Origin of the sequence: Dechloromonas sp. H13, from assembly GCF_009469615.1 — a bacterium.
Taxonomy (GTDB): domain Bacteria; phylum Pseudomonadota; class Gammaproteobacteria; order Burkholderiales; family Rhodocyclaceae; genus Azonexus.
On record NZ_SSXX01000001.1, the window covers coordinates 133,382 to 158,256 of the forward strand.

The 24,875-nt window shown below is 64.8% G+C and carries 23 protein-coding genes; 18 read left to right on the forward strand and 5 right to left on the reverse strand.

The features are described from left to right. Positions 1-69 precede the first annotated feature (69 nt). From GH660_RS00620 to GH660_RS00630, 3 genes are read right to left on the reverse strand one after another with little or no spacing between them, the layout of a single operon-like run. Positions 70-624, reverse strand: coding sequence for a PaaI family thioesterase (locus tag GH660_RS00620; RefSeq protein ID WP_153144644.1), 555 nt, complete (start codon positions 622-624; stop codon positions 70-72). Positions 625-651: 27 nt separating this feature from the next. Next, positions 652-1,437, reverse strand: coding sequence for an SDR family oxidoreductase (locus tag GH660_RS00625; protein ID WP_153144645.1), 786 nt, complete (start codon positions 1,435-1,437; stop codon positions 652-654). A gap of 5 nt (positions 1,438-1,442) precedes the next feature. After that, entirely contained in the window at positions 1,443-2,921 is a 1,479-nt protein-coding gene (locus tag GH660_RS00630) for an efflux transporter outer membrane subunit (protein ID WP_153144646.1), read from the reverse strand. A gap of 92 nt (positions 2,922-3,013) precedes the next feature. Here GH660_RS00630 and GH660_RS00635 point away from each other — a divergent pair, with 92 nt between their 5' ends. The 13 genes from GH660_RS00635 (at position 3,014) to GH660_RS00695 (ending at position 20,006) form a co-directional block, all read left to right on the forward strand. Continuing rightward, on the forward strand, positions 3,014-3,631 hold the full coding sequence (locus tag GH660_RS00635) for a TetR/AcrR family transcriptional regulator (protein ID WP_153144647.1): 618 nt from the start codon (positions 3,014-3,016) through the stop codon (positions 3,629-3,631). Positions 3,632-3,835: 204 nt separating this feature from the next. Beyond that, positions 3,836-4,837, forward strand: a complete 1,002-nt coding sequence (locus GH660_RS00640; protein WP_228276303.1) for an efflux RND transporter periplasmic adaptor subunit — start codon at positions 3,836-3,838, stop codon at positions 4,835-4,837. Further along, complete coding sequence (locus GH660_RS00645) at positions 4,834-7,935, forward strand: efflux RND transporter permease subunit (RefSeq protein ID WP_153144648.1); 3,102 nt, start codon at positions 4,834-4,836, stop codon at positions 7,933-7,935. The genes GH660_RS00640 and GH660_RS00645 overlap by 4 nt, the downstream gene beginning before the upstream one ends. A gap of 231 nt (positions 7,936-8,166) precedes the next feature. Further along, on the forward strand, positions 8,167-10,770 hold the full coding sequence (locus GH660_RS00650; protein WP_153144649.1) for a cytochrome c: 2,604 nt from the start codon (positions 8,167-8,169) through the stop codon (positions 10,768-10,770). Positions 10,771-10,784: 14 nt separating this feature from the next. Beyond that, complete coding sequence (locus GH660_RS00655) at positions 10,785-11,684, forward strand: hypothetical protein (RefSeq protein ID WP_153144650.1); 900 nt, start codon at positions 10,785-10,787, stop codon at positions 11,682-11,684. Between the two features lie 22 nt (positions 11,685-11,706). Beyond that, positions 11,707-13,881, forward strand: coding sequence for a hypothetical protein (locus tag GH660_RS00660; RefSeq protein ID WP_153144651.1), 2,175 nt, complete (start codon positions 11,707-11,709; stop codon positions 13,879-13,881). A 24-nt stretch (positions 13,882-13,905) separates the two neighbouring features. Beyond that, on the forward strand, positions 13,906-15,423 hold the full coding sequence (locus GH660_RS00665) for a cytochrome c (protein ID WP_153144652.1): 1,518 nt from the start codon (positions 13,906-13,908) through the stop codon (positions 15,421-15,423). A gap of 14 nt (positions 15,424-15,437) precedes the next feature. Continuing rightward, a complete protein-coding gene (locus tag GH660_RS00670; protein WP_153144653.1) occupies positions 15,438-16,916 on the forward strand; it encodes a c-type cytochrome in 1,479 nt (492 codons plus the stop codon). A gap of 129 nt (positions 16,917-17,045) precedes the next feature. After that, positions 17,046-17,285, forward strand: coding sequence for a DUF2789 domain-containing protein (locus GH660_RS00675; protein WP_153144654.1), 240 nt, complete (start codon positions 17,046-17,048; stop codon positions 17,283-17,285). A 15-nt stretch (positions 17,286-17,300) separates the two neighbouring features. Continuing rightward, the gene (gene fumC / locus GH660_RS00680) at positions 17,301-18,692 is read left to right on the forward strand and encodes a class II fumarate hydratase (RefSeq protein WP_153144655.1); all 1,392 of its coding nucleotides are present in this window, start codon (positions 17,301-17,303) and stop codon (positions 18,690-18,692) included. Between the two features lie 34 nt (positions 18,693-18,726). Then, positions 18,727-19,071: a hypothetical protein gene (locus GH660_RS00685; RefSeq protein WP_153144656.1), complete on the forward strand. Its 345-nt coding sequence runs from the start codon at positions 18,727-18,729 to the stop codon at positions 19,069-19,071. A gap of 36 nt (positions 19,072-19,107) precedes the next feature. After that, on the forward strand, positions 19,108-19,521 hold the full coding sequence (locus GH660_RS00690; RefSeq protein WP_153144657.1) for a hypothetical protein: 414 nt from the start codon (positions 19,108-19,110) through the stop codon (positions 19,519-19,521). Between the two features lie 65 nt (positions 19,522-19,586). After that, entirely contained in the window at positions 19,587-20,006 is a 420-nt protein-coding gene (locus GH660_RS00695) for a hypothetical protein (protein WP_153144658.1), read from the forward strand. Positions 20,007-20,033: 27 nt separating this feature from the next. On the opposite strand, the gene GH660_RS18160 is transcribed toward GH660_RS00695, so the two are convergent. Next, the gene (locus GH660_RS18160; RefSeq protein WP_153144659.1) at positions 20,034-20,324 is read right to left on the reverse strand and encodes a phage integrase N-terminal SAM-like domain-containing protein; all 291 of its coding nucleotides are present in this window, start codon (positions 20,322-20,324) and stop codon (positions 20,034-20,036) included. A gap of 678 nt (positions 20,325-21,002) precedes the next feature. Here GH660_RS18160 and GH660_RS00705 point away from each other — a divergent pair. The 5 genes from GH660_RS00705 to GH660_RS00725 all read left to right on the forward strand — a co-directional run bounded on the left by GH660_RS00705 (position 21,003) and on the right by GH660_RS00725 (position 24,207). Then, the gene (locus tag GH660_RS00705; protein WP_153144660.1) at positions 21,003-21,632 is read left to right on the forward strand and encodes a hypothetical protein; all 630 of its coding nucleotides are present in this window, start codon (positions 21,003-21,005) and stop codon (positions 21,630-21,632) included. Continuing rightward, positions 21,633-22,364: a DUF4145 domain-containing protein gene (locus GH660_RS00710; protein WP_153144661.1), complete on the forward strand. Its 732-nt coding sequence runs from the start codon at positions 21,633-21,635 to the stop codon at positions 22,362-22,364. A gap of 75 nt (positions 22,365-22,439) precedes the next feature. After that, positions 22,440-23,561 (forward strand): hypothetical protein, encoded by a 1,122-nt coding sequence (locus tag GH660_RS00715; RefSeq protein ID WP_153144662.1) that lies wholly within the window; start codon positions 22,440-22,442, stop codon positions 23,559-23,561. Between the two features lie 143 nt (positions 23,562-23,704). Then, positions 23,705-23,947 carry a type II toxin-antitoxin system Phd/YefM family antitoxin gene (locus tag GH660_RS00720; RefSeq protein WP_153144663.1) on the forward strand — a complete coding sequence of 81 codons (243 nt, stop codon included), beginning with the start codon at positions 23,705-23,707 and terminating at the stop codon, positions 23,945-23,947. After that, complete coding sequence (locus GH660_RS00725) at positions 23,941-24,207, forward strand: Txe/YoeB family addiction module toxin (RefSeq protein ID WP_228276304.1); 267 nt, start codon at positions 23,941-23,943, stop codon at positions 24,205-24,207. The genes GH660_RS00720 and GH660_RS00725 overlap by 7 nt, the downstream gene beginning before the upstream one ends. Before the next feature lie 187 nt (positions 24,208-24,394). Here the strand turns inward: GH660_RS00725 and GH660_RS00730 are convergent, their stop codons facing one another. Then, on the reverse strand, positions 24,395-24,799 hold the full coding sequence (locus tag GH660_RS00730; RefSeq protein WP_153144664.1) for an FKBP-type peptidyl-prolyl cis-trans isomerase: 405 nt from the start codon (positions 24,797-24,799) through the stop codon (positions 24,395-24,397). Positions 24,800-24,875 lie beyond the last annotated feature (76 nt).

Below are 24,875 nucleotides of genomic sequence, written 5' to 3' on the forward strand. Positions count from 1 at the left end.
AGTTACAAGCTCAACGGCTGCAAAGTGCCCATTCAAGGCGCGAGCCGGCCCAAAGCCTTTCGTTCCGCTCTATGAAGCCAGGTCAAAAACGAGACAAGTGGTGCTTGCGTGAGCGTAGAGCTTGCCGTCCGGTCCGACAAGCCGCCCTTCCGCGGTCGCCACCTGGCGGCCGCCGTGGACCAGCCGGCCTTCCGCACGTACCAGCGGAACCGCGTCGGTGAGTGCGCGGACCAGATTGAGCTTCAGTTCCAGGGTGGTGTAGGCCTTGCCCGCCGGCAGCGTGGAATGCACGGCGCAGCCCATGGCGGAGTCGAGCAGGGTCGCGAACCAGCCGCCGTGCACCGTGCCCATCGGGTTGTAGTGGTTGAAGCGCGGCTGTCCCTGGAATACCGCCAATCCGGGCTCGATGCACAGCAGGGTGAAGTCGAGCGTGACAGCCATCGGCGGGGGCGGAATTTCCCCGGCGAGCAGCGCCTGGAATATCTGCAACCCGCTGCGCCCGGCGACCTGGGCAGGTGAGGCCGCGCCGGGAGCCGTCTGGAGGCGGGCGCGTACGGCCGCTTCCTCGGCCCGCCAGCAGGCAAGCGATTCTTCGGGATTCATCGTGGCGGCTTGTGTTGTCATGGGTTCAACTCCTTGGTGTATGAGGCTTCATCCGTTCATCGCGCGCGACATAAAGGCCTGGTGCAGCCAGCGCGGCGTCGCCCAGGTCAGTATCACCAGGGCCTTGTTCGCCCAGCCCGCCACGACGCTGATACGCCCGGCCTGCAAGGCGCCGATACCGGCGCGTACGACGGGGGCCGGCTGCATCATCAACAGCTTTAATGCGGGCGTGAGCTTCTGCCGTGCTGCGGCGGCGAAGCCGGTATCCGACATGCCGGGGCACAGCGTTGTCACCGTGACGCCATCGGGCTTGAGCTCGCGATGCAGCGCTTCACCCAGACGCAAGACGTAGGCCTTGGCGGCGGCATAGACGGCGAAGTTCTGCACGCCCTGATAAGCCAACAGGCTGGCGACCAGCAGGATTTTCCCGCGTCCGCGCGCCCGCATGTCCTGGGCGAAGACGTGGGTGACCGCGGTCAGGCTCGCGACATCCAGCTGCACCATCGCCAGGGTCGCGTCCAAGGGGCTATCGACGAACGGGCCTTGCAGTCCATGGCCGGCGTTGTTGATCAGGATGTCGATGGCGATGCCTCGCTCCTGGAGGCGCTGATGCAGTTGGGTGACGGCTGCGATGTCCGAGAGATCGGCCCGCTCCACCACGACGTCGATGCGGTATTGCCGGCGTAACGTTTCGGCGAGCGCCTGCAGCCGGTCCAGCCGGCGCGCCACGAGAACCAGCGATTGACCTTGCTCGGCATACTGGCGGGCGAACTCCGCGCCGAAGCCGCTCGACGCGCCCGTGATGAGAACCCATGAATTCTCTGTTGTGGTCATTTTGCTTACCTGTAGTCGTTGGTGGAGAGGCGCTCGCTGTTTGCATGGAGTGCATCCCAGCCGCCGCCCAAGGCCCGGAAGGAGGCGATGGCGGCGCGCGCGGCCTCGGTTTGCGCCTGGGCCTTGGCGTCGCGCGCCTGCAGCAGATTGCCGTCGGCATCGAGCACCTCGATCAGGCTGACGACTCCGCCCTGGTAGGCGGCAAAGGAGTTCTCACGCGCCCGGGCGAACGACGATTCACCCCGCGTCAGGATGCCGACCTGGGCCTCGCGTTTGACGAGGGCGGAAAAGGCGTTTTCGACATCCTCGGTCGCCCGCAATACGGCCAGCCGGTAAGCGGCCAGGGCTTCGGCCTCCTGGCCGCGCGCGGCAGCGATCTGCGCATCGACGCGGCCGAAGTCGAACAAGCGCCAGCGCAGTCCGAGGATGCCCTGGGCCTGGCTCGCACCGTCAGTAAAGAGGTTGCCGCTCGCGATCGCGGTGGCGCTACCGAGCAGACCGGCGAGCGAGAACTTGGGGTAGTACTCCGCAATCGCCACGCCGATGCGCGCATTGGCTGCCGCCAGGCGGCGCTCGGCGGCGATCAGGTCCGGCCGGCGCCGCATCAGGTCGGCTGGCGTAGCGTTCGCCGCCAGGCCCGGCGCGACGGGAATCGGCGTCGCCGCGGCCAGTTCTGCGCGGTAGGTTCCCGGCTGCACGCCGAGCAGCACGTCCAGCGCGTTCATTGCCGCATCGAGGCCGGTTTCCAGGACCGGGATTTGCGCCTCGGCCTGGGTCAATGAACCCGCGGCCTGGTTCATCTGGAGTTCGGCGGCGATCCCCTTCTCGTACTGGAGCCTGACCATGGCGAGCAACTGGCGGCGGGTTTCCACTTGCTGCCGGGCGATCGCGATGCGCGCCTGCAATCCACGGACCGTGACGTACACATCCGCTGTCTGCGCGGCCACGGCCAGCCGGGTCGCCACCGCGCCGGCTTCGGAAGCCTCGTACGCGGCGCGTGCCGCCTCCTGCCCTCGGCGCAGACCGCCGAACACGTCGATCTCCCAACTTGCCCCGAGGTTGGCCTCGTGGTAACTGCCATAGCGATCGAAGCCGGGAGTGGCATTGAGTAGCTGCCCGAGCGGGGTTTCGACCGACTGGTAGACTCGCGCCGCGCCTGTGCTCACGTTGGCCGCTGGCAGCAGCGCCGCATCGGCGTAGCGCAATGACGCGCGCGACTGGGCGACCCGGGCCGCTGCTTGCGCGATGTCGAGGTTCTGTTCGAGGGCGAGCGAAATGAAGTGCGTCAGCAGGGAATCATCAAAGGCCGCCCACCAGATCGTGAGGTCGGCCTGCTGCCGAACCTGCCGGTGATCGACAGCTTCCTGCCCGAGGAACGAGGACGACAACGCGATCTCGGGCGACCGGTAGTCGGGGCCGACGGCGCAGCCCGTCACGATGCCGGCACTCAGAAGCAGGGCGAGGGAGCGGGGATGGGCGAACATGGGAGTCCTTCGGGGTTTGAGCTGTTGTTGTGACTATAACCCAAAATGGTCACTAGTTGTCAAGTGACTGCAGACGATGTATTGTTTTTCCCATGAACGAAATCGAATCTTCCACCCCGCAAGCGCGCGGTCCTGCCGACCACAGTGTTCGCGAGCAGATCGTCGAGGCGGCCGGCGAGCACTTCAGCCACTACGGCTATGACAAAACCACGGTCTCCGACCTGGCTAAGGCCATCGGCTTTTCCAAGGCCTATATCTACAAGTTCTTCGACTCCAAGCAGGCGATCGGCGAGGCCATCTGCACCCAGACCCTGAGCCAGATCGTTGCTGCAGTCGATGAGGCAGTCGCCAATGCCAGTACGCCGACGGAAAAATTCCGCCGACTATTCAAGACCTTGGTGGCGACCAGCGTGAGCCTGTTCTTCAACGACCGTAAGCTGTATGACATCGCCGCGCATTCCGCCGGCGAGGGATGGCCGTCTGCCCTTGCCTACGGACAGCGTATCCGGCAGACCCTGACGGAAATTGTCCGCGAAGGGCGGGAGATGGGCGAGTTCGAGCGCAAGACGCCGCTCGACGAGACGGTGCATGCGATCTATCTCGTCATGCAGCCCTATGTGAATCCGCTCCTGCTTCAGTACAACCTCGACCTCGTCGAGGATGCGCCAACCCAGCTGTCGAACCTCGTGTTGCGTAGTCTCGCGCCTTAGAACGCTAGTTGGGCAAAAAAGTGACTATTGACAACAATGGTCACTCGATTGAAGATGAAGACCTTCGCATTCCTGGAGGTCGCCATGCTTCAGCACCGAAATCTTCCCTTCCTCGCCGTCGTCGGTCTGTTGCCCATAGCTTTGGCAGCGTGCAGCGACGCCACGTCGTCAAACGATCCGCGTACCCGGAGCCCCCTCGTACGGGTGGGTGCGGTGGAGGCCGCCGCCCACACCGAGCGTTCATTCACCGGCATCGTTGCGGCGCGGGTGCAGAGCGACCAGGGTTTCCGCGTTCCCGGCAAGATTCTGGAACGCCTGGTCGATACCGGGCAGGCCGTCAAGCGCGGCCAGCCTCTGATGCGCATCGACCCCACTGATTTGAAGCTCGCCACGCGTGCCCATGACGAGGCCGTTGCTGCCGCCACGGCGCGCGCCCGCCAGAGCGCCGACGACGAGGCCAGGTACCGCGATCTGGTCGCGGCGGGGGCGGTGTCCGCCTCGGCCTACGACAAGATCAAGGCCGCCGCCGAGTCGGCAAGGGCAGAGCTCAATGCAGCCAAGGCTCAGGCCAACGTTGCCCGCAACGAAACAGGTTACACGACCCTGCTCGCCGACGCCGACGGCGTGGTGGTCGAGACCTTGGCCGAGCCGGGCCAGGTCGTCGGGGCCGGGCAGGTCGTCGTCCGGGTGGCCCATGCCGGTCGCCGCGAGGCGCTCATCGAACTCCCCGAAACCCTGCGCCCGGCGATCGGATCGGTAGCCCGTGCGGCGTTGTATGGCAGCGGACTGACCGGCGCGGCAAAACTGCGCCAGTTGTCAGATGCCGCCAACCCGCAGACGCGGACATTCGAGGCGCGCTACGTGCTTGAAGGCCAACTGGCCGATGCGCCCCTGGGCTCGACCGTCGCCATCCACATCCCGCATGACCGCTCTGTTCCGGCGCTGCAGGTGCCGCTCGGGGCGATCTTCGATCCCGGCAAAGGGCCCGGCGTCTGGCTGGTCGCGGGGAAGGAGTCTCAGGTCACTTGGCGTGCCGTGCAGGTGGTCGGCCTGGGTAGCGAAACCGCTATAGTCGTCGGCGGCCTCGCCGCAGGCGATCGCGTCGTCGTGCTCGGCGCGCATCTGCTGCACGAAGGCGAGCAGGTGCGACTCGCTGACGGCGAAGCAGCGCCAAGCGTGACGGTACCCGGCGAGGAAGGGAAATGAGTGACTTCAACCTCTCCGCCCTCGCCGTACGCGAGCGCCCGGTCACCCTGTTTCTGATGCTGGCGATCTTCATCGCCGGCATCGTGGCCTTCCTGACCTTGGGCCGGGCGGAGGACCCCGCCTTCACCATCAAGCAGATGACCGTGGTCACCGCCTGGCCCGGCGCGACGGCCAAAGAGATGGAAGAACTGATCGCCGAGCCGCTGGAAAAACGCATGCAGGAACTGCGCTGGTATGACCGAACCGAGACCTTTACGCGACAGGGGCTGGCCTTCACCACGGTGTACCTGCTCGACAGTACACCGCCCGCCGAAGTCCCCGATCAGTTCTATCAGGCGCGCAAGAAACTCGGCGACGAGGCGCTCAAACTACCGCGGGGCGTCATCGGCCCGATGGTGAATGACGAATATGCCGACGTGACCTTTGCGCTCTTCGCCTTGAAAGCCAAGGGCGAGCCGCATCGGCACCTGGTGCGCGACGCCGAGGTAATGCGTCAACGTCTGCTGCACGTACCCGGCGTCAAGAAGGTGAATATCATCGGCGAGCAGGCCGAACGGATTTTTGTCGAGTTTTCGCATGACCGCCTGGCGACGCTGGGCGTCTCGCCGCGCGACCTCTTCGCCGCGCTCAACAGCCGTAACGTCATGACGCCCGCCGGTTCGGTCGAAGCCAAGGGCCCGCAGGTCTTCATCCGCCTGGACGGCGCCATCGACGATCTGGAGGCGATCCGCAATACGCCGGTCGCGGCGCGCGGCCGGACGCTGAAGCTCGGCGACATCGCCGAGGTCAAGCGCGGCTACGAAGACCCGGCCACCTTCCTGATCCGCAACAACGGCGAACCGACCCTGCTGCTCGGCGTCGTCATGCGCGAGGGTTGGAACGGCCTCGATCTGGGCAAGGCGCTGGAGGCGGAAGCGGCGGCGATCAACGCCGAGCTGCCGCTCGGCATGAGCCTGTCCAAGGTCACCGACCAGGCGGTCAATATCCACTCCGCCGTCGGCGAATTCATGGTCAAGTTCATGGTCGCCCTCGGCGTGGTGATCCTGGTCGGCTTCCTGAGCATGGGCTGGCGCGCCGGCATCGTGGTCGCGGGCGCTGTGCCCCTGACCCTGGCCGCCGTCTTCATCATCATGGCGGCGACCGGCAAGAATTTCGACCGCATCACGCTGGGTTCCTTGATCCTGGCCCTCGGGCTCTTGGTCGACGACGCGATCATCGCCATCGAGATGATGGTCGTGAAGATGGAGGAAGGCTACGACCGCATCCGCGCCGCCGCCTATGCCTGGAGCCATACCGCCGCGCCGATGCTGGCCGGCACGCTGGTGACGGCGATCGGCTTCATGCCGAACGGTTTCGCCAAGTCGACCGCCGGCGAGTACACCAGCAACATGTTCTGGATCGTCGGCACGGCCTTGATCGCCTCGTGGATCGTGGCTGTCGTGTTCACACCCTACCTCGGGGTCAAGCTGCTGCCGAACTACGAGAAGCATGCGGGCGGGCACGCGGCCATCTACGGCACGCCGAACTACGAGCGCTTCCGCCGGCTGCTAGTCTGGGTGATCCGGCGGAAATGGCTGGTCGCGGCGGGCGTGATCGGCGCCTTCGTCGTCGCGATTCTCGGCATGGGCGTGGTCAACAAGCAGTTCTTCCCGACCTCCGACCGGCCGGAAGTGCTGGTCGAGGTGCAGATGCCGTATGGCACCTCGATTGCGCAAACCAGCGCCGCGACAGCCAAGGTCGAAACCTGGCTGGCAGAGCAGAAGGAGGCCAGGTTCGTCACGTCCTACATCGGCCAGGGCGCGCCCCGCTTCTTCCTGGCGATGTCACCTGAACTGCCCGATCCGTCGTTCGCCAAAATCGTCGTCCTCACGGGCGATGACAAGGAACGCGAAGCCCTCAAGTTCAGATTGCGCCAGGCGGCGGCCGATGGCTTGGCGCCCGAGGCGCGGGTGCGCGTGACCCAGATCGTCTTCGGACCCCCTTCGCCATTTCCCGTGGCCTTCCGCGTCATGGGACCGGACCCGGACAAGCTGCGCGACATCGCGGCAGAGGTGCGTGGCGTCATGCAGGCCTCGGCCCAGATGCGGACGGTCAACACCGACTGGGGCGAGCGCGTGCCGGCGCTGCATTTCTCGCTCGACCAGGATCGCCTGCAGAACATCGGCCTGACGTCTACCGATGTGGCCCAGCAGCTGCAGTTCCTGCTGAGCGGCATCCCCATTACGGAAGTGCGCGAGGATATCCGTTCGGTGCAGGTCACCGCCCGTTCGGCCGGCAACACGCGCCTTGATCCGGGCCGGATTGGCGACTTCACGCTGGTCGGCGCGGCCGGTCAAAAGATTCCGCTGGCGCAGGTCGGCAAGGTGGAGGTGCGCATGGAAGACCCCATCCTGCGCCGCCGTGACCGCACCCCAACCATCACCGTGCGTGGCGATATCGCCGAGGGCTTGCAGCCGCCGGATGTCTCCAGCGCCGTGTGGCAGGATCTGCAACCGATCATCGCCAAACTGCCGGCCGGCTACCGGATCGAAATGGCTGGCGCCATCGAGGAGTCGGGCAAGGCCAATCGCGCCCTGGCACCGGTCTTTCCGATCATGATCGCACTGACCCTGATCACCATCATTTTCCAGGTACGCTCGATCGCCGCGATGATGATGGTATTCGCCACCGCACCGCTTGGCCTGATCGGCGTCGTGCCGACGTTGCTGCTGTTCGGGCAGCCGTTCGGCATCAATGCCCTGGTCGGTCTGATCGCGCTGTCCGGCATCCTGATGCGCAACACGCTGATCCTGATCGGCCAGATCCGCGACAACATCGCGGATGGATTGGCGCCCTTCGATGCAGTGGTCGAGGCCACCGTGCAGCGCGCCCGCCCGGTCATCCTGACCGCGCTTGCCGCCATGCTGGCCTTCATCCCGCTCACCCAGTCGGTGTTCTGGGGAACGCTGGCCTATACGCTGATCGGCGGAACCTTCGCCGGGACGATTCTGACCCTGGTGTTCCTGCCGGCCTTGTACGCGATCTGGTTCAAGATCCGGCCAGCAGCGGGCGACGCGCAAGCCGTCCCTGCGCTGCGAGCGGAATCCGTCGCAGCCTAGCAGAAGTAATCGGCGCGCCGGCCCCGCAGCGGAATGCCGACGTGTCGCTGCAGATACTTCGCTGCGGGGCGCCCGGTTGCGGTCGACGCCTAAAAAAGGCCAAAAACCGCGCCCGCCGCGCCGTGCCGGCGGGTGCATGCGTTTGAACTTCTCCGCTGCATCAATGTCATCAGGTTACTACAGTGATTCCGGCAACCCGGAATTCGTAGTGGCTGATCGGGGAGAAAACGTATGAAACGTGCTCTGCTGGCCGCTATCGCGGCAATTGCCACCCTTGCCGTCGGCATCGGGATATTCCAGGTTCAGGACCGCAACATCGGCAGCGCCCATGCGCAAAACGCCCCGGCCGCCGCCGCGGCCCCGCCAGGCAAGCCGGTTCCCGAGACCGCCAGCGTCGACCAGGACGCCCCCTACTTCGAGGCCTGCGCCCGCGAGGGGCTCAACGAATCGGAATGCGTCGGCCGGCTGATCTGGTTCAAGGCCACCGGCGGCAACGAGCGTTTCCACACCTACACCTTCCAGCAGCGCATCGGCGTCCTCGTCGACTGGTTCCGCGTGCTGCGCACCGACCAGCGCGACGACCGTTTCTGGGCCTGGGGCATCATCAACGACCCGGCCTGCTGCAAGCCCGGCGCGCCCGACTGCCCGGCCAAAACTGCCGAGGAGACCTACGGCCTCGACTGGTGTCCGGGCGACGACGTGCTGCTCAAGTACGTCGGCAAGAACGGCTATGTCGACCCTGCCTGCGGCCTCAAGGACGCCGCGCTCGACGCCGACGATCCGCACACCCAGGGCGGCAAGGTGGACCAGCGCCATTCGGCCTGCGACCTGCGGTTCGGCACCTCGACCGGCGCCCTCGGCCTGCGCAAGTTCCCCAACCCGCGCTTCGACGCCGCCAAATGGCAGGCGCTGAATGGTGGCAACGCCAACTGGTCCGGCTTCGCCGCCACCAAGGCGGCGGCCACCGGCATCGAATCCGACAGCCGCGTTTCCAAACTGGCCGACGCCTCGGTCGAGCCGCCCTTCCTGATCGGCACCACCTGCGGCTCCTGCCACATCGCCTTCGACCCGCTCAACCCGCCGGCCGACCCGGCCCATCCGAAATGGGAGAACATCAAGGGGCTGATCGGCAACCAGTACACCCGCATGTCCGAACTGCTCGGCTCCGGCATGCCGATGAGCAGCCTCGAATACCAGATGTTCGCCCACGCCCGCCCCGGCGTGACCGACACCTCGGCGATCTCGCACGACCAGATCAACAACCCGGGCACCATCAACGCCCTGATCAACGTCGCCCAGCGCCCGGTGTTCAAGGGCGAGGCGGTCACCAAGTGGCGCAAGGTCGCCAGTTGCGGCGGCGAGAAGGACGAGGGCAAGTGCTGGTGCGAACCGGGTTACAGCGGCAAGTGCTGGCAGAAGAGCCTGCGTGACGACGACACCACCACGGTTTTCCTGGGCGGCCAGAAGGTCGTGCTGCCCGGCGTGCATCACATCCTGAAGGGCGGCGAGGATTCGATCGGCGGCCTGGAAGCGATCCAGCGCGTCTATTTCAACATCGGCTCGTGTTCCGAGCAGTGCTGGGTCAATCACTTCTCCGACATGCGCCAGGTCGATCCGCAGCAACGTGGCTTCGGCCAGACGCCGTTCGACATCGGCCAGTGCCGGCGCGACTGCCCCAACTTCCGCGCCGTCGAGGATCGCCTGCAGAACGTCCTCGATTTCTTCGCCTCCGCCGAATCCGACGAGACCGACCTCCACGCCGCCCGCGCCAAGGCCGGCAAGCCGGGCTACAGCCGCGCCGACCTCGCCGCCGATCTCGACAAGGAATTCGGCAAGGGCGCCGTCGCCCGCGGCCAGGCCGTTTTCGCCGACAACTGCGCGCGCTGCCATTCGAGCATCCCGGAAAGTACCGGCGGCAGTTTCAAGACGCGCGACTTCGCCGCACCCAACGACGCCCACCCGCGCAAGGTGCGCGCCGATTTCCTGAGCAACGACCAGGCGACGCCGGTCACCGAGGTCGGCACCTTCCGCTGCCGTTCCCTGCATTCCAATCACGAGGTCGGCCACCTGTACATGGAATACGCCTCCAACACCCTGCACCAGCGGCCGGTCGTGGCGGACATTCCGGAACGCACCGAACTCAAGGACGGCGGCCGTGGCTATTACCGCAACATCTCGCTGGTCAATGTCTGGGCCACCGCGCCGTTCATGCACAACAACGCCATCGGCCCGGAAATCTGCGGCAAGCCGGCCAACAAGGCCAACGACTTCCACCGTGCGCGCTACGTCGGCACGGACGGCAAGCTGCTCGCCAGCCAGCCCGACTGCCTGCGCTACGATCCGACCGTCGATGGCCGCTTCCAGCTTTACAAGCTGTCGATGCACGAACTGCTGAACCCGAAGGAGCGCGGCACCAAGCGCACCCTGACCAACGCCGACCTGATCATCGACGTCGGCATCCGGCCGCTCGACGGCAAGACCGAGAAGCCGCTCGGCGGCTTCGGCCAGGTCCGCATCCCCGAGGGTGCCAGCGCCGGCTTCCTCAACGGGCTGCAGCACAAGCAGCTGGTCGGCGACCTCTTCCTCGCCAAGCGCGACCCGGCCAAGCTCGAAGCGGCTGGCAAGAAGGCCCAGCTCGCAACCCTGCAGGCGATCGCCGACGAGGTACTCAAGCACCCGGCCCGCTTCGTCGACATCCTGCGCGAACAGCGCGACTTCCTCAGCGCCAACTACGAGACCTGCACCGAGGAAATCGAAAACGGCGGTCACCGCTTCGGCGAAGACCTTTCCGCGGCCGACAAGAAGGCGCTGACCGCCTTCCTCGCCACGCTCTGAGGGAGGGGACCATCATGCGACTGCCGCACACCATCACTCCGCGCGCCGGCCTCATCGCCCTCGCTGTCCTCGTCCTCGCCGCCTGCGACCGGCAGCCGGCAGCGCCCAACGTCGGCTTCGCCCCCTACGACAAGGGTTACCAGACGAAGCTCGACCTCGCCCAGGTCGACTACAAGTACCCGATCGCGCCGGCCGAGCTGGCGAAGATCACGCCCGACTGGCTGGCCACGCTCGACCAGGAACAGCTCGACCAGATCTACGCCCGCCTGCCCGCCGGCCCCATCCCCGACGGCGCCTTCGACGGCCGCATCCTGCTGCCGCGCGGCGAGAGCGGCAAGTTCCGGCTGTCCGAGATCGTCGGCGGCTTCACCGGCACCGCGTTGCACCTCAAGGGCCTGGTCGTCGAGGACATCGGCGAGACCCTGTGGCGCGGCAAGGTCTTCTTCCGCGACGAACGGGTGCTGCGCAATCGCATCGAAGACCTCTCGATCCTGAAGAAGATCGGCCTCGTCGAAGGCGAGCCGAAGAAGATGAGCTATGGCGGCAAGGAAACCTGGCTACTCTTCCCGGCCAAGCTCTACTGCGGTCAGAGCCTGCTCGACGCGCGCCGCGAGTCGATCATCATCGACTACTTCTTCAGCGACGAAATCCCCGGCTACCAGGAAAGCCCGGACTTCCTCGCCGGCCGCCGCGGCCTCAAGGTGCGCGACGAGATCCGCATGATCCGTCCCGGCTTCTACCTTGGCCGCGCCTACCTCGACCGCGGCTTCGCGCTCAACTTCACCCTCTACGACAAGGCGACCGACGACAAGGCGCGCGAAGAATTCGTCAGGACCGGCAAGGTGCAGGAAGAGTGCTGGCCCGGCACGCAGGCGCGCACCGTCGTCGCTGCGGCCGCCAAAGCAGCATACTGAAAGCCAGCGATGGAAGCCCGCCATGAACCTGCGCAACGCCCTCCAGGCCGGGCTGCTGGCCCTGGCCTGCGGGCCGGGAGCAGTCATGTGGGCAGCGGCTGAAACCGCCCACCCGGCACCGACCTGGGTCGTCGACCCGGCCGTCCCCGGCGACAACCTGCCGCCCGCCGGCCGTTCCCTTTTCGACCAGCTTTTCGCCGTCGACCGCAACGGCCGCTCAAGCATCGAACTGCCGTTTCCCTTTGAAGCCCTGCTCGCCCGTCTCGATGCGCAACTGGCGCCCGACCCGGGCAGCGCGCTGCCGCCTGCCAAGCGCGTCCTCATACCGCTCGGCCGCTCGCTGCAGCGCACCGCGGCGGCGCCCGACTATTTCGCCTATCCACGCGTGGTGGTTGCGGTCGACGGCCAGCCGGCAGCGAATTCCACGCCCTACCTGAAGGACCGCCTGTACATCGGCTACCAGGAAAAATCGGCGGTGCTCGAAGTCATCAGCTACAACGAGGCCGCCGGCCGTTTCGAGTTCCAGCTGGTCAAGGACTACCGCGCCGGCGCCACGCCGCAGGTGGTCTACGCCAACCGCACGCTGTGCTTCGCCTGCCACCAGAACGGCGCGCCGATCTTCTCGCGCGCCCTGTGGGACGAAACCAACGCCAACCCGCAGGCCGCCGCGCTACTCGCCGCCGAATCTGCCAGCACTCGCCGCAGCTTCTACGGCATCCCGCCCGAACGCGGCGTGGACATTCCCTACGCCATCGACAATGCCACCGAACGCGCCAACGGCTTCGCCCTGACCCAGCGCCTGTGGCGCGACGGCTGCGGCGGCGACGACCAGGCCGCGCGACGCTGCCGTGCCGGCCTGTTCGCCGCCGCGCTGCGCCATGCGCTGTCCGGCGGCCAGGCCTGGGCGCCGGACACGAATTTCGAACAAACCGTCGCCGCGCCGCTGCGCGCCGAAGCCGGCCGCCGCTGGCCCGGCGGGCTGGCCGTCGGCGACCCCGATCTGCCCAACCGCAACCCGCTGCAGGGCTTGAACGCCTGGCCGGCCGACGACGCTGCGCGCATCTCCCGTTCACACGTGCCGGCCCGCTTCGAGCCGCTACTGCCGCGCCCGCCACGCGACACCTGGCAGGCCGGCGCGCCGCAGGCGCTCACCGTGCTGGTCGCCGGCCTCGCCGAATTCGTTTCAACCCCCGACCGCCAGCGCATCGAAGCCGCCCTCGCTCGCCAGCCGGGCATCGCCATGACGCGCCTGAGCGTGCCTTGCACGGTGAACGCCAGTCCGCCGGCCTCGCGCTGGTCGCTGCACTGCGCGCCGCCGCGCGGGCAAGCCGGCCCGACCCTGGCCGGCAGCATCGACCTCGCCAGCGGCCGCCCGCGCGGCGGCCAGCTGGCGCGCCTGACTCTGCCCGGCGGTACCGCCTTGAGCAATCTCGACCTTGCGCTCGCCGGCCCGGCCACGGCGAACGGCGCGGCCTTCGCGCCGCGTCTCGCCGGCCGCCCGCCGCGCAGCGCCGCCGGCCACGCCATCACCCGCCTGAGCATCGAGCGCGGCGCCGGCGACCCGGCCGCGTGGACGGCTACGCTGGAACTGCGCGAGGAGTTCGCCGCCGTCGAGCAGGCGCTGGCAACGCTGGCCGCCGGCCCGGCCGGCGCCAGCCTGTTCGGGCCCGGCGTCTTCCCGCGCCAGGCCTTGCTCGCCGCCCTGCTCGGCCAGCTTGGCGCCCCCGCCGCCGCCCCCTGCTGCCGCGCCGCCGAAGCGCTGCCCGCCGCGCGCCTGGAAACCGATGCCATCGCCCCCGGCAGCCCGGCGAGCACCCCGGTCGACCCCGCCCTGCAGGGTTTCTACCCGTACTGCGCGGCCTGCCACCAGACGGCGGAAACCTTCCCGCCCAATTTCCTGGCCGGCGACGGCGCCCAGGTCGCCGCCCGCCTGCGCCAGTGCGCGCCGCGCCTCTACGTGCGCCTGGCGATGGCCGACCTGGCGCCCGAACAGCGCGACAAGACGCCGATGCCGCCGGAAAGCATGCTGCCGGCCTTCGCCACCGACCGCGCCGCGTGGCGCGCCAGCCCGGCCCGCCAGGCGCTGCTGGCGCAGGTCGACGCCTGGCTGCGCGCCGAAACCGGCCGCCCGCCGGACCTCCGGCAACTGCTGGTCAACGGCTACGAAGCCCTGCGGCCCTGCCTGCCGGCGCCGTAACCAGAAGATCGAGGGGGAAGCACCATGAACGACGAACGCGAACAGGCCGCAAGTCCCTGGAAGCGACGCTTCACCCTCCTCTTCCTGATCGCCGTCGCCCTGCCGCTGCTGGTCGGGCTGATCCTGCTCAAGCGCTTCAGCGGCGATGTGCCGGTCGACTACGCCAGCCCGACCGAGCATTTCAAGTACGGCTCGACCGGCGGCGAGCACGAAATGGGCTTTCCCTACTGGATCTGGCGCGCGCTGCCCGAGGTCTGCCCGCAGTACCTGCCGGGCAAGGGCTACCAGTCGCTGGGCATGGTCTATGAGAAAAACCCCGACGGCAGCGAGCGCGATGTGCCGGTCGGCACCTCCAAACGCCGTTTCCAGGGCATCGACCGCGTTTTCGTCAATTGCGCCGTGTGCCACGTCAGCACCGTGCGCACCGGGGCCGACCAGCCACCGACCATCGTCCTCGGCATGCCGGCCGCCACCTTCAACATGAAGGGCTTCGAGGAATTTTTCTTCCGCTGCGCCGCCGACCCCAAGTTCTCGAAGGAATACATTCTGCCCGAAATCGCCCGCCAGGGCGGCGACCTCGACCTGCTCGACCGCTACCTCGTCTACCCGATCGCCATCGCCATCATGCGCGACCGCGTGCTGGCGCTGGCCGGGCGCTTCGACTGGGTGTTCAAGCAGCACGAGTGGGGACCGGGACGGGTCGATACTTTCAATTCGGCCAAGGTCATCTTTAACTTCCCGATGGCCCATCTCGACCCGGCCGAGTTCGACGCCCCCGCCGACTTCCCGTCGATCTGGCGGCAGCGCCAGCGCAAGGAACCGAAGGAGATGCAGCTGCACTGGGACGGCAACAACACGACGGTCGAGGAGCGCAACAAGAGCGCCGCCTTCGGCACCGGCACGACGCCGCCGACAATCGACATCGAGCGCATCAAGCGCGTCGAGGCGTGGATCCTGGATGCCGCGCCGCCCGATTTTGCCGCCTTTTTCCCGGTCGACCGCAGCCTTGCCGCGCAGGGCGCGCCGATCTACAAGGAATACTGCGCCGCCTGCCACGGCGCCTCGGGCAGCGACTTCAGCGGCGAATACGTCGGCACCGTCGAGCCGCTGGCGAAGATCGGCACCGACCGCCGCCGCCTCGATTCCTACACCTACACGCTGGCGGTCAACCAGGCCACCCTCTACGCCGGCTACCCGTGGCGCTTCACGCATTTCCAGAAGACCCACGGCTACGCCAACATGCCGCTCGACGGCCTCTGGCTGCGCGCGCCCTACCTGCACAACGGCTCGGTGCCCAGCCTGCGCGACCTGCTCGAACCCGCCGCCAACCGCCCACCGAGTTTTTATCGAGGCAACGACGTCTACGACCCGGTCAAGGTCGGCTTCGTCTCCGACCAGCCCGAAGCCAACGGCAAGAAACTCTTCCGCCTCGACACCACGCTGCCCGGCAACGGCAACGGCGGCCACGAGGGCAAGGCCTACGGCACCGAACTGAGCGCCGCCGAGAAAACGGCGCTGGTCGAGTTCCTCAAGACATTCTGAGAGGCGGTGACATCATGACGACCTCGTGCTCCTGCAAGACCTGGTTCAAGGCCATCGGCCTCGCCGTCGTGGTCATCGCCGTCATCGGCGCGATGATCGGCTACGACCGCGGCTTCCGCGAATACCCGCAGCCCGACTGGGTGACGGCGACGCCGGAGATGCGCTTCAAGTACGGCTCGATCGGCGCCGAGCACGACGCCGGCGTGCCCTACTGGATCTTCTACGTGCTGCCGCGCGTCTTCCCGGAAAAATTCGTCCAGGACGGCAAGGTCGCGCCTGGCGGCTACGCGGCGCTCGGCGTCGCCTGGGAACAGGGCCAGGAACTGCCGGTTGGCTTCACCAAGAAGACCATCGGTTTCGCCCGCGTCGCCAACAACTGCGCCGTCTGCCACACCACCAGCTACCGCGTGTCGCCGGAATCGAACCCGGTGTTCGTCGTCGGCGGCTCGGCCCACACCGCCAACGTCCAGGGCTTCTTCCGGCTGCTCATCGACTGTGCCCGGGACCCGCGCTTCAACGCCGACATCCTGATGGCCGAGATCAACCGCGTCACCGACCTCGATTTCATCGACAGCCTGCTCTACCGCTTCGTCATCATCCCGGTCACCAAGAAGCGCCTGCTCGAACGCGAGGCCCAGTTCGCCTGGCTCTACCGCCCCGACTTCCCGGAATGGGGACGCGGGCGCGACGACGCGATGAACCTGACCAAGTACTTCATGATCCGGGCGCCGATGGACGACACCTTCGGCCCCACCGACATGCCTTCGGTGTGGAACCTGAAGAAATACGTCTGGGACAAAGGCCACCGCATGAACTACGCCGGCGACAGCCACGACGCCTACTCGGTGGTGATGGATTCGGCGCTCGGCGTGCTCGGCGCGCCGCCCGCCGACAAGGCCGATTTTCTCACGCAGGTGCAGTGGCTGAAGGACTACATGTCGGAATTGCCGCCGCCGAAATACCCCTTCCCCGTCGACGCTGCCCGCGCCGCCGCCGGCAAGCCGCTGTTCGACGCCAACTGCGCCGCCTGCCACGCCAGCGAGCGGACCGGCACGCCGCTGCCGCTGGCCGAGGTCGGCACCGACCGCGGCCGCCTCGATTCATGGAACAAGGGCGCCGCCATCAAGGCCAACCAAGTGGTCCGGGAAATGGGGCTGGAACGGCGCGGGCTGGTCGAGGAAGACCTGATCGGCTACATCGTCCCCTTCCTCGATGGCATCTGGCTCAAGGCGCCCTACCTGCACAACGGCTCGGTCCCCACCCTGCGCGACCTGCTCGAACCCGCCGCGCAACGGCCAAAAGTGTTCTGGCGCGGCTACGACGTCTACGACCAGACCAAGGTCGGCTTCGTCAGCGACACGCCGGCAGCGCAGCGCATCGGCACGAAGCTGGACACCGCCAGCAAGGGCGGCGGCAACCACGGACACGAGTTCGGGACAGCGTTGTCGGCCGAGGAAAAGGATGCCCTGGTCGAGTATCTGAAGACGCTTTGACGGCCGGCAGCGTCGGTTGCGGTCGACGTCCGGAAACAGGCAAAAATGGCGCCCGAACTTCTCCCGCCGAACGGAATCCAATCTGCAAGCCCCGGCAAGGCCGCCGGCATGCCCGTCAAGGAGGATGTCATGGAAAGACCCGTGCATAACCTGAGCAACCTGTTCGCCCAGCTCGGCAAGCCCAACGACGAAGTTTCGATCGCGCGCTTCATCGAGACCCACGCCCCGCTGCCCGACAGCCTGCAGCTCCACGAGGCCACCTTCTGGACGCCCGCGCAGGCCGGTTTCCTGCGCGAGGCCATCCTCGAGGATGGCGACTGGGCCGAGGTCGTCGACGAGCTGAACAACGACCTGCGCGCACGGCACTAAAGCGGACGCCCCGCCATGACCCGGCTGGAGAAAGATTCCTTCGGCCACATCGAGGTGGCGGAGGACCGTCTGTGGGGCGCGCAGACACAGCGCTCGCTGGAGCATTTCGCCATTTCCGGCGAACGCATGCCGGAGGAACTGATCCGCGCGCTCGCCGAGGTCAAGCGCGCCTGCGCCCGGGTCAACCGCGAACTCGGCCTGCTGCCCGACGTCACGGCGCTCGCCATCATGGCCGCGGCCGACGAGGTGGCGGCCGGCCGCCACGTCGGGCAATTCCCGCTCGTCGTCTGGCAGACCGGCTCCGGCACGCAGACCAACATGAACGTCAATGAGGTGCTGGCCAACCGCGCCTCGGAACTGCTCGGCGGCCCGCGCGGCGACGGGCGCCTCGTGCATCCCAACGACGAGGTCAATCGCGGCCAGTCGTCGAACGACATCTTTCCCACCGCCATGCACGTGGCAGCCGCCATCGGCATCAGCCAGCGCGTACTGCCGGCGCTGCGCCAGCTCAAGACCACGCTGTCGGGCAAGGCGGCGGCCTTCGCCGACATCGTCAAGATCGGCCGCACCCACCTGCAGGACGCGACGCCGCTCTCGCTCGGCCAGGAATTCTCGGGCTACGTCGCCCAGTTGCACCATGCCGAGGAAGTCATCGCCGCCACCCTGCCCTCGCTCCACCCGCTGGCGGTCGGCGGCACCGCCGTCGGCACCGGGCTCAACACCCATCCCGAATTCGGCGCCCGCGTCGCCGCCGAGCTGGCCGCGCGCAGCGGCCTGCCCTTCGTCAGCGCCGCCAACAAGTTCGCCGCGCTGGCCGCCAACGACGGCCTGGTCGCCGCCCACGGCGCGCTGAAGACGCTGGCCGTGGCGCTGATGAAGATCGCCAACGACATCCGCTGGCTGGCTTCCGGCCCGCGCTCCGGACTCGGCGAGATCACCATCCCGGAAAACGAGCCGGGCAGCTCGATCATGCCCGGCAAGGTCAACCCGACCCAGTGCGAGGCGCTGACCATGCTCTGCTGCCAGGTCATGGGCAACGACGTGGCGATCGGTGTCGGCGGCGCCGCCGGCAACTTCGAGCTCAACGTCTTCAAGCCGCTGCTCGCCCACAACATGCTGCAAAGCGTCCGCCTGCTGGCCGACGGCATGGACAGCTTTGATCGCCACTGCGCACGCGGCATCGCCGCCAACCGCGAACGCATCGCCGAGCTGATGGAACGCTCGCTGATGCTGGTTACCGCGCTGGCGCCGCACATCGGCTACGACAAGGCCGCCGAAATCGCCAAGCGCGCCAGCCACGAGGGCAGCACGCTGAAGGCCGCCGCCCTCGCCTCGGGCCACGTGACGGCCGACGACTTCGCGCGCTGGGTGGTGCCGGCCGACATGATCCATCCGGGCCTCGACTAGCCCGGCCATTTCCCCGACGAGAAGGAGAACAAGCATGAAAAACCGCCTCCACTTCGCCCCGCTGCTCGCGCTGGCGCTCGCATTCCCCCTCACCACCCTGGCCCAGGAAGGCTCGGTCAGCATCAGCGCGCCGGCCGACGGCGCCAAGCTGCAGGCCGCGGCCGACAACCGCGTCACCTACGAGATCGTGCCCGGCCCGAAGGGCGACCACAGCCACCTCTATGTCGACGGCAAGGAAGTCGCCGTGCTGCGCGAACTGAAGGGCAGCGCCTCGCTCAAGACGCTGGCCGCCGGCCCGCACGAAATCTGCGTCAAGGTGGTGAACAAGAACCACACGCCGATCGGCGTCGAGAAGTGCGTCAAGGTCATGGTCGAATGACGGCGGCCTGAACCATCTTTTCTGGGCGCGGCGACCGTGGATCCCCAGAACCTGGCCTACGCCCTGGTCCAGCTGGTGCACAACTTCGGCGCCGTGGCAATCGTCGGCGGCGCCGTCGCCGCTCACTGGCTGGTCCGCGACGCCCCCGCTACGCAGCGCTGCCTGGCCTGGCTGGTGCTCGGCGGCTGGCTGGCCCAAGCTGCCAGTGGCGCCAGCTTCGGCGCCGTCAGCTACCACTTCTACGGCAAATTCCCCGACATCCACGCCATCGCCCGCGGCGCGCTGTTCATCAAGCTGGCCTGCGCGGCGGGCGGCGTGTTGCTGGCCACCGTCTACCTGCAGCGTGCCACCGGTTGGCAGCCCGCCAGACGCGCCTTGGTCTGGACCCTGCTGCTCCTCCTTGGCGTCACGGCCCTGGCTTCGGCGGCGTTTCTGCGCTGGTTCGCCTGAACGCCTTGCGCTCTTCCACGCCAATTGGCGCTACATGATGCGTGGTGAAACCCAAGGAGGCCCGCATGTTCATGATTGACTACAAACGACTCAGTTGGTGGTACTGGCTCGTGACCGCCTGCCTGCTCACCGCGGGCGTCACTGGATACCCATTCGGCTTCACATTGGCAATCGGCCTCACGGTATTTCAGTTGATTCACTTCACGATACGCGAGCACAACGTTACCGCCTTTCCGGTCCAGGTCCGGTTTTGGTACTTGATGCTTCTTCTTGTTGCCTTTCCGGAACCTCTACGGATCATTTACTGGGTACCCACGATTGGAACGTGGGCGCAACTGATATTCGGCTATTGCGCAATGGCGCGCTGCGTATCCCTGCTGCCGTGGAATCGGCATGAATCGTTTTCGCTTGACCTGCTGGCGAGAACGTTTCTTTCACGTCCGGTTCGCGGAAACATCATGCAGGGTTTGCCGCCCGCAAAGTAGGCAAGCATTTGGGCTTGATCGGGCGGTTCAGCTTCTCCAGCCACGGCAACTCAAGCTCAAGCACATCGCGGTACAAAAAACCAGCGCCGACAAAGCCCGCTGATGCGTGGAAACCGCCACGTCCAGATGGGATGTCAAATGGCTAAAAACGCCCGAATCTCGTCCGCCCCCATCTCGCGATGGATGTCTCCGGCCATGAAAATTGACGAAACGCCTTATCCAGTCGACATAAGTCCGCTCCGTCCTTATGCTGTAATGCTTGTAACGAATCACCTCGCGAACCCGCCCAAGCAAGGTTGGTGGCTGATTTATATCCATGAACTAATTTCCAGTTTAATATAACTGTTCATATGTACAGTATATTCCTGAAAACCCAGAGGGCACGCGCGTTTTACGGTGCCGTGTTCGTCAGCTTATGCGGCGGTCGTCCGGCGTATACGTCAATAATGCCGTCTACATCACGTTAGCCCGCATAAACGCCTGTTCTTGCCAATTCGTAACAGAGGGGAGCCATACGTTGAATAGCAGTTCTAACGAAAAGTGCAGCTTGATATTCGAGTATGCCAAAGCGTTGTATGGCGCACATCGGGCGTGGGTTCAGCTAGCTGATTCAAATACTTTGGATGCGCAAGCTCTCTTGTCACGAATGAATGAGGTTGCTAATCAAATCGTTCAGCTCGGTGGAAAAGTTGAAACGGGAACAGAGGCTTTAAGAACAAAGGGGCCAGTTGTAACTAACGCCGACGGAACGGTAATTCCTTACGAGGTCGGTCGCATGGAATCCGAACGGCTGCTCGGACTCAATAGAGGCTAAACGAGCATGCGAGACGTTTCATCATCTTTTCATTGGGCTCATTGAAGCCGATGTGCGGGCTAACCCATCGTTTCAGGGGACGCTCCGCCTATCGGCGGAGCGTCCCCTGAACTCAGACGTTAGAAGTTAGAAATCACAGTCATTGGCCCACAGGAACAATTTCCAAACTAAAGGAGGCTGCGATGCCGAGCTACGATGAACTGAAGAGCGAACTCGAATCCATATCCAAGGTTGTTGATCGATTCCCCGAAACAGTCAAGCCACAAGTTTTTGATCTTCTCGTTCGGACTTTTCTAGGACAAGCGCTGCAACTCTCAAGCAACGCCCCTCTCGCAAGCCCTTCTTCCCCTTCTGCAGCACCACCAGCAAAGAAGCGTACGAGACGGCGCAGTTCAGCTGAGAAGGTGGATAGCGATGGCGCACCTATTGAGAAAGTGGCGCCGAAACGAGGTGCATCGAAGGAGAGCTACAAACTTGACCGGGAGCTAAATCTTCGAGGGGACAAAAGCATTCCTGGTTTCAAGTCCTTTGTTGAGGAAAAGCAACCAGGATCAGCAAAGGAATTCAATGCAGTCGCTGTGTATTATCTGCAGAAGATCGTTGGGCTATCTCAGGTGACCCTCAATCACGCATATACATGTTACTCGGAGGTCGGGCGCCGGCCTCCTGAGGCCTTCCGGCAGAGTTTCATCGACACCAAGAACAAGGAAGGCTGGGTCGAGTTTGACAGCGAAGGAAATCTTCGCATTCCCCATCGAGGGTCGGTATTTGTTGAGCATGATCTACCCCGACAAAACAAGAATAAGAGCTAGATGAAGCTAGAAACTTTTGCCAAATTGGCTGAAATCATCGATCAAACTGAGATCGAGAAGGTCCGATTGATAGCCTACTTTCAGCACAAGGCCGTGGGGATGCGCGAGTTTGGTCTAGAAGATATCCGCTCTTGGTTTGAGAGTCTGCATCTCCATGCGCCGAATATTTCTCGCCTAAAGGGACGGATAGAAAGATCTAAAAGCTTCGTCCGAGGGAGCAGTCCTGAATCATGGAAGCTACATGCGGCCGACCTAGATGAGTTACAGGGGCTATTTCCCGGCATCACGAGCCATTCCGAAGAAGTCGAATCAACTGACTGCATCCTTCCCCGCTCGCTCTACGAAAACACCCGAGGTTTCATAGAGCTACTGGCCCGACAGATCAACGCCTCCTACGAATACAACATTTTTGATGGCTGTGCAGTCCTTATGAGGCGGCTAGTTGAGGTCTTGCTGGTCTTGTCCTATGAGCACAACCAAATTGATTCAGAAATCCAAGATGGGAATGGCCAATATCTTCCACTGGAGAGAATCATTGCCAATGCCAAGAATCACACGACGCTACGGTTAGCCAGAGATACAAAAGTAATGCTGGATGAGTTGCGTAGCCTTGGTAACTTCGCAGCACACAAGATCTACTTTAACTGTCGTAGGCCAGACTTGCAGCGCGTAATCGGCAACTACCGCGCAACTGTGGAAGAGCTCTTGTATAAAAGTGGCATTCGCAGATAGGTCAAACACTACAACCGCCTTCTAATTCAAACGTTATGACCACCTCTTCAACCGTTTGGCCTTTGCCACCCTGACATGGAAGCCTTGAACGCAGGCTTTAACGCCATCGTCGGCAGGATGCCGCCGACTGTAATGGCGATCTGGAGCGTGTTTGCACTGCTCATGGTGATCGCTGTGCTGGTTGCCGTTTTTTACGAGCGGCGCCGCTTCGCCGCGCAGAACCAGGCCGGTGCCTGGCTGTTCGTGCGCCTTGCCACCCTGCCGATTGCTGCCGCTGCCACCGCGGCAGTGGTGATCCCGGCGCGTGCCATCGGCGGGCCCGAGGCGCTGGCGGCGTTCTACCTGCTCGCTATCACCGCCGGCCCGCTGGTTTATTTCGGCCTGCATTGGTTCGCCGGTCTGGCCGCTGGACTTGCGCGCAAGGATGGGCTGGCCATTGGCCTTTCAGGCTTGCTCATGGTGCTGGTGCCGGTGCTGCTCGCCAATCAGGTGCAACCCTGGGTGTTCAATCTGGCGCGCGCCATGGATGGAACTGGCGCTGCGCCAGGTTCAAACTTTTCGCCCGGCGTGAAAAGGCCGCCGTTGCATCAGGTGCTTGAGCAACAGCGCTTCACTGTGCCGGAAATTGGTGAGGTCTGGACAGAGCGTTGGCAAGCCCCCGCCGGCGTGCGCATCGAACGCATCGAACTCAATGTGCGTGGCCAATATGTTCCGGTGGACAACGCAAGTTCCAATTATCTTTGCCGGAACGGCGAGGACGTCCATGTGTTCTGGCACGGCGCCGTGGCACCGGCGAACTGGCGAGTTCATTGGCGAGACGCCAACGACCAGCGCGCCTACTCGGACTGGACAATGACACCACCCGTTGCGGCCACGGTTGCCTTCACGCCCGAATGGCTGCCCGATGGCTTTGCGCTGCCGGTGCGCGTGCCTGGCGGCCTGGTCACGTATTCCTGGATGCGGGAGAACGGCCGCGAGGATTCGCGGGGCGTCGTGGATCAATACGCTGCGGCCGGCACGGGTTCCCCGTGCGTGCAGACCTTGCGCCGGCCGGTCACCACCGAACAACCGCAGATCAGCGGCATGGGTTTGCGTCTGTGGCGTTTTGACACGCAGCAGATGCTTTACGCCCTGTTTCGCCGCCCGGCCGCCGCCGTCACCGTTTCGGCCGACACTCGCAGGGAGACGACTCCGTGAAGTTGCATGACACGGCAGCGAACCGGACGCTGCGCGAGGAAGCCGCGCAGCGCCGGTGACATCAACGTAAGCCGCTCAAAGCGTAGATTGACGATACGTACGCTAATACGTACCATAATAACTCCCTCACCAGGAGAACAAACATGGCCACCCTTACTGCGAGTGAAGCACGCGCCAACCTGTATCGTCTAATTGACCAGGCGGCTGAATCACATCAGCCGATCCACATTGCCGGTAAGCGAACAAGTGCGGTTCTTCTATCTACCGAAGATTGGGACGCGATACAGGAAACGCTACACCTGCTCTCGGTGCCGGGCATGCGCGAATCCATCAAGGAAGGCATGGCCGAGCCTCTTGGCAAGAGCGCCACGGAGCTTGAATGGTGAGTTGGCAGGTGGTCTATTCGAAGCACGCACAGAAGGACGCGAAGAAACTGGCGACGGCGGGTCTGAAGGCAAAGGCACAGGAACCTCTGGCTGTCCTTGCCGCCGATCCGTTTCAAAACCCGCCGCCATACGAGAAACTGGTAGGGGATCTGGCTGGCGCATATTCACGGCGCATCAATATTCAACATCGCCTCGTCTATGAAGTCTTCCCCAACGAACGGGTGGTTCGTGTGCTCCGTATGTGGACGCACTACGAGTAAGGGCAGCTCGATCCATCGTTGCATGGGACGCCCATCCTCGAGGAATTGAAAGGCCCCATAGGCCTCGACCGCCTTTCGGCACTGCTCTGGGCCGGCGTCTGCTGCGGTCGACAGCAAAAAATGGTCAAAAATGAAAATGCCCGAACCGGGATGGATTCCGGTTCGGGCCTCCTGGAAAAATCGATCGTCAGCGAACGATATCGAGCAGTTCGACTTCGAAAATCAGTGTCGAATTGGCGGGAATTCCGGGAATCTCGCGGTTGCCGTAAGCCAGGTTGGGCGGGCAGACCAGCTTGGCCTTGCCGCCGACCTTGATCTTCTGCACGCCTTCGGTCCAGCACGGGATCACCCGGCTCAGCGGGAAGGTCGCCGGCTGGCCGCGCTTGTGGGAACTGTCGAATTCCTGGCCGTTTTCCAGCGTGCCGCGATAATGGACCTTCACCGTGTCGGTCATTTTCGGGTTGGCGCCGGTGCCTTCCTTCAGCGTGGTGATGCCGATGCCGGAGGCGGTCTTTTCCTCCTTGGCGTCGCCGGCGTGCGCCGGGAGGGTCAGCGAAAGCAGCAGGGCGGCGGTGCTTGCAAGCAGTTTCATCTTGAATGGCCTTTGTGAAGTTCGAGAATCGGGTACCGGGAACGGAGGCAATATTGTGCCGGCTTTTATAGCGAAA

What these genes read in the sequence shown, in the direction of transcription:
- GH660_RS00635 (WP_153144647.1), top strand. Translation starts at nt 3,014, where the DNA reads ATGAACGAAATCGAATCTTCCACCCCGCAAGCGCGCGGTCCTGCCGAC.
- GH660_RS00630 (WP_153144646.1), bottom strand. Translation starts at nt 2,921, where the DNA reads ATGTTCGCCCATCCCCGCTCCCTCGCCCTGCTTCTGAGTGCCGGCATC.
- GH660_RS00660 (WP_153144651.1), top strand. Translation starts at nt 11,707, where the DNA reads ATGAACCTGCGCAACGCCCTCCAGGCCGGGCTGCTGGCCCTGGCCTGC.
- GH660_RS18160 (WP_153144659.1), bottom strand. Translation starts at nt 20,324, where the DNA reads ATGGATATAAATCAGCCACCAACCTTGCTTGGGCGGGTTCGCGAGGTG.
- GH660_RS00715 (WP_153144662.1), top strand. Translation starts at nt 22,440, where the DNA reads ATGGAAGCCTTGAACGCAGGCTTTAACGCCATCGTCGGCAGGATGCCG.
- GH660_RS00650 (WP_153144649.1), top strand. Translation starts at nt 8,167, where the DNA reads ATGAAACGTGCTCTGCTGGCCGCTATCGCGGCAATTGCCACCCTTGCC.
- GH660_RS00675 (WP_153144654.1), top strand. Translation starts at nt 17,046, where the DNA reads ATGGAAAGACCCGTGCATAACCTGAGCAACCTGTTCGCCCAGCTCGGC.
- GH660_RS00685 (WP_153144656.1), top strand. Translation starts at nt 18,727, where the DNA reads ATGAAAAACCGCCTCCACTTCGCCCCGCTGCTCGCGCTGGCGCTCGCA.
- GH660_RS00665 (WP_153144652.1), top strand. Translation starts at nt 13,906, where the DNA reads ATGAACGACGAACGCGAACAGGCCGCAAGTCCCTGGAAGCGACGCTTC.
- GH660_RS00625 (WP_153144645.1), bottom strand. Translation starts at nt 1,437, where the DNA reads ATGACCACAACAGAGAATTCATGGGTTCTCATCACGGGCGCGTCGAGC.
- GH660_RS00645 (WP_153144648.1), top strand. Translation starts at nt 4,834, where the DNA reads ATGAGTGACTTCAACCTCTCCGCCCTCGCCGTACGCGAGCGCCCGGTC.
- GH660_RS00710 (WP_153144661.1), top strand. Translation starts at nt 21,633, where the DNA reads ATGAAGCTAGAAACTTTTGCCAAATTGGCTGAAATCATCGATCAAACT.
- GH660_RS00620 (WP_153144644.1), bottom strand. Translation starts at nt 624, where the DNA reads ATGACAACACAAGCCGCCACGATGAATCCCGAAGAATCGCTTGCCTGC.
- GH660_RS00730 (WP_153144664.1), bottom strand. Translation starts at nt 24,799, where the DNA reads ATGAAACTGCTTGCAAGCACCGCCGCCCTGCTGCTTTCGCTGACCCTC.
- GH660_RS00705 (WP_153144660.1), top strand. Translation starts at nt 21,003, where the DNA reads ATGCCGAGCTACGATGAACTGAAGAGCGAACTCGAATCCATATCCAAG.
- GH660_RS00670 (WP_153144653.1), top strand. Translation starts at nt 15,438, where the DNA reads ATGACGACCTCGTGCTCCTGCAAGACCTGGTTCAAGGCCATCGGCCTC.
- GH660_RS00725 (WP_228276304.1), top strand. Translation starts at nt 23,941, where the DNA reads ATGGTGAGTTGGCAGGTGGTCTATTCGAAGCACGCACAGAAGGACGCG.
- GH660_RS00695 (WP_153144658.1), top strand. Translation starts at nt 19,587, where the DNA reads ATGTTCATGATTGACTACAAACGACTCAGTTGGTGGTACTGGCTCGTG.
- GH660_RS00720 (WP_153144663.1), top strand. Translation starts at nt 23,705, where the DNA reads ATGGCCACCCTTACTGCGAGTGAAGCACGCGCCAACCTGTATCGTCTA.
- GH660_RS00655 (WP_153144650.1), top strand. Translation starts at nt 10,785, where the DNA reads ATGCGACTGCCGCACACCATCACTCCGCGCGCCGGCCTCATCGCCCTC.
- fumC (WP_153144655.1), top strand. Translation starts at nt 17,301, where the DNA reads ATGACCCGGCTGGAGAAAGATTCCTTCGGCCACATCGAGGTGGCGGAG.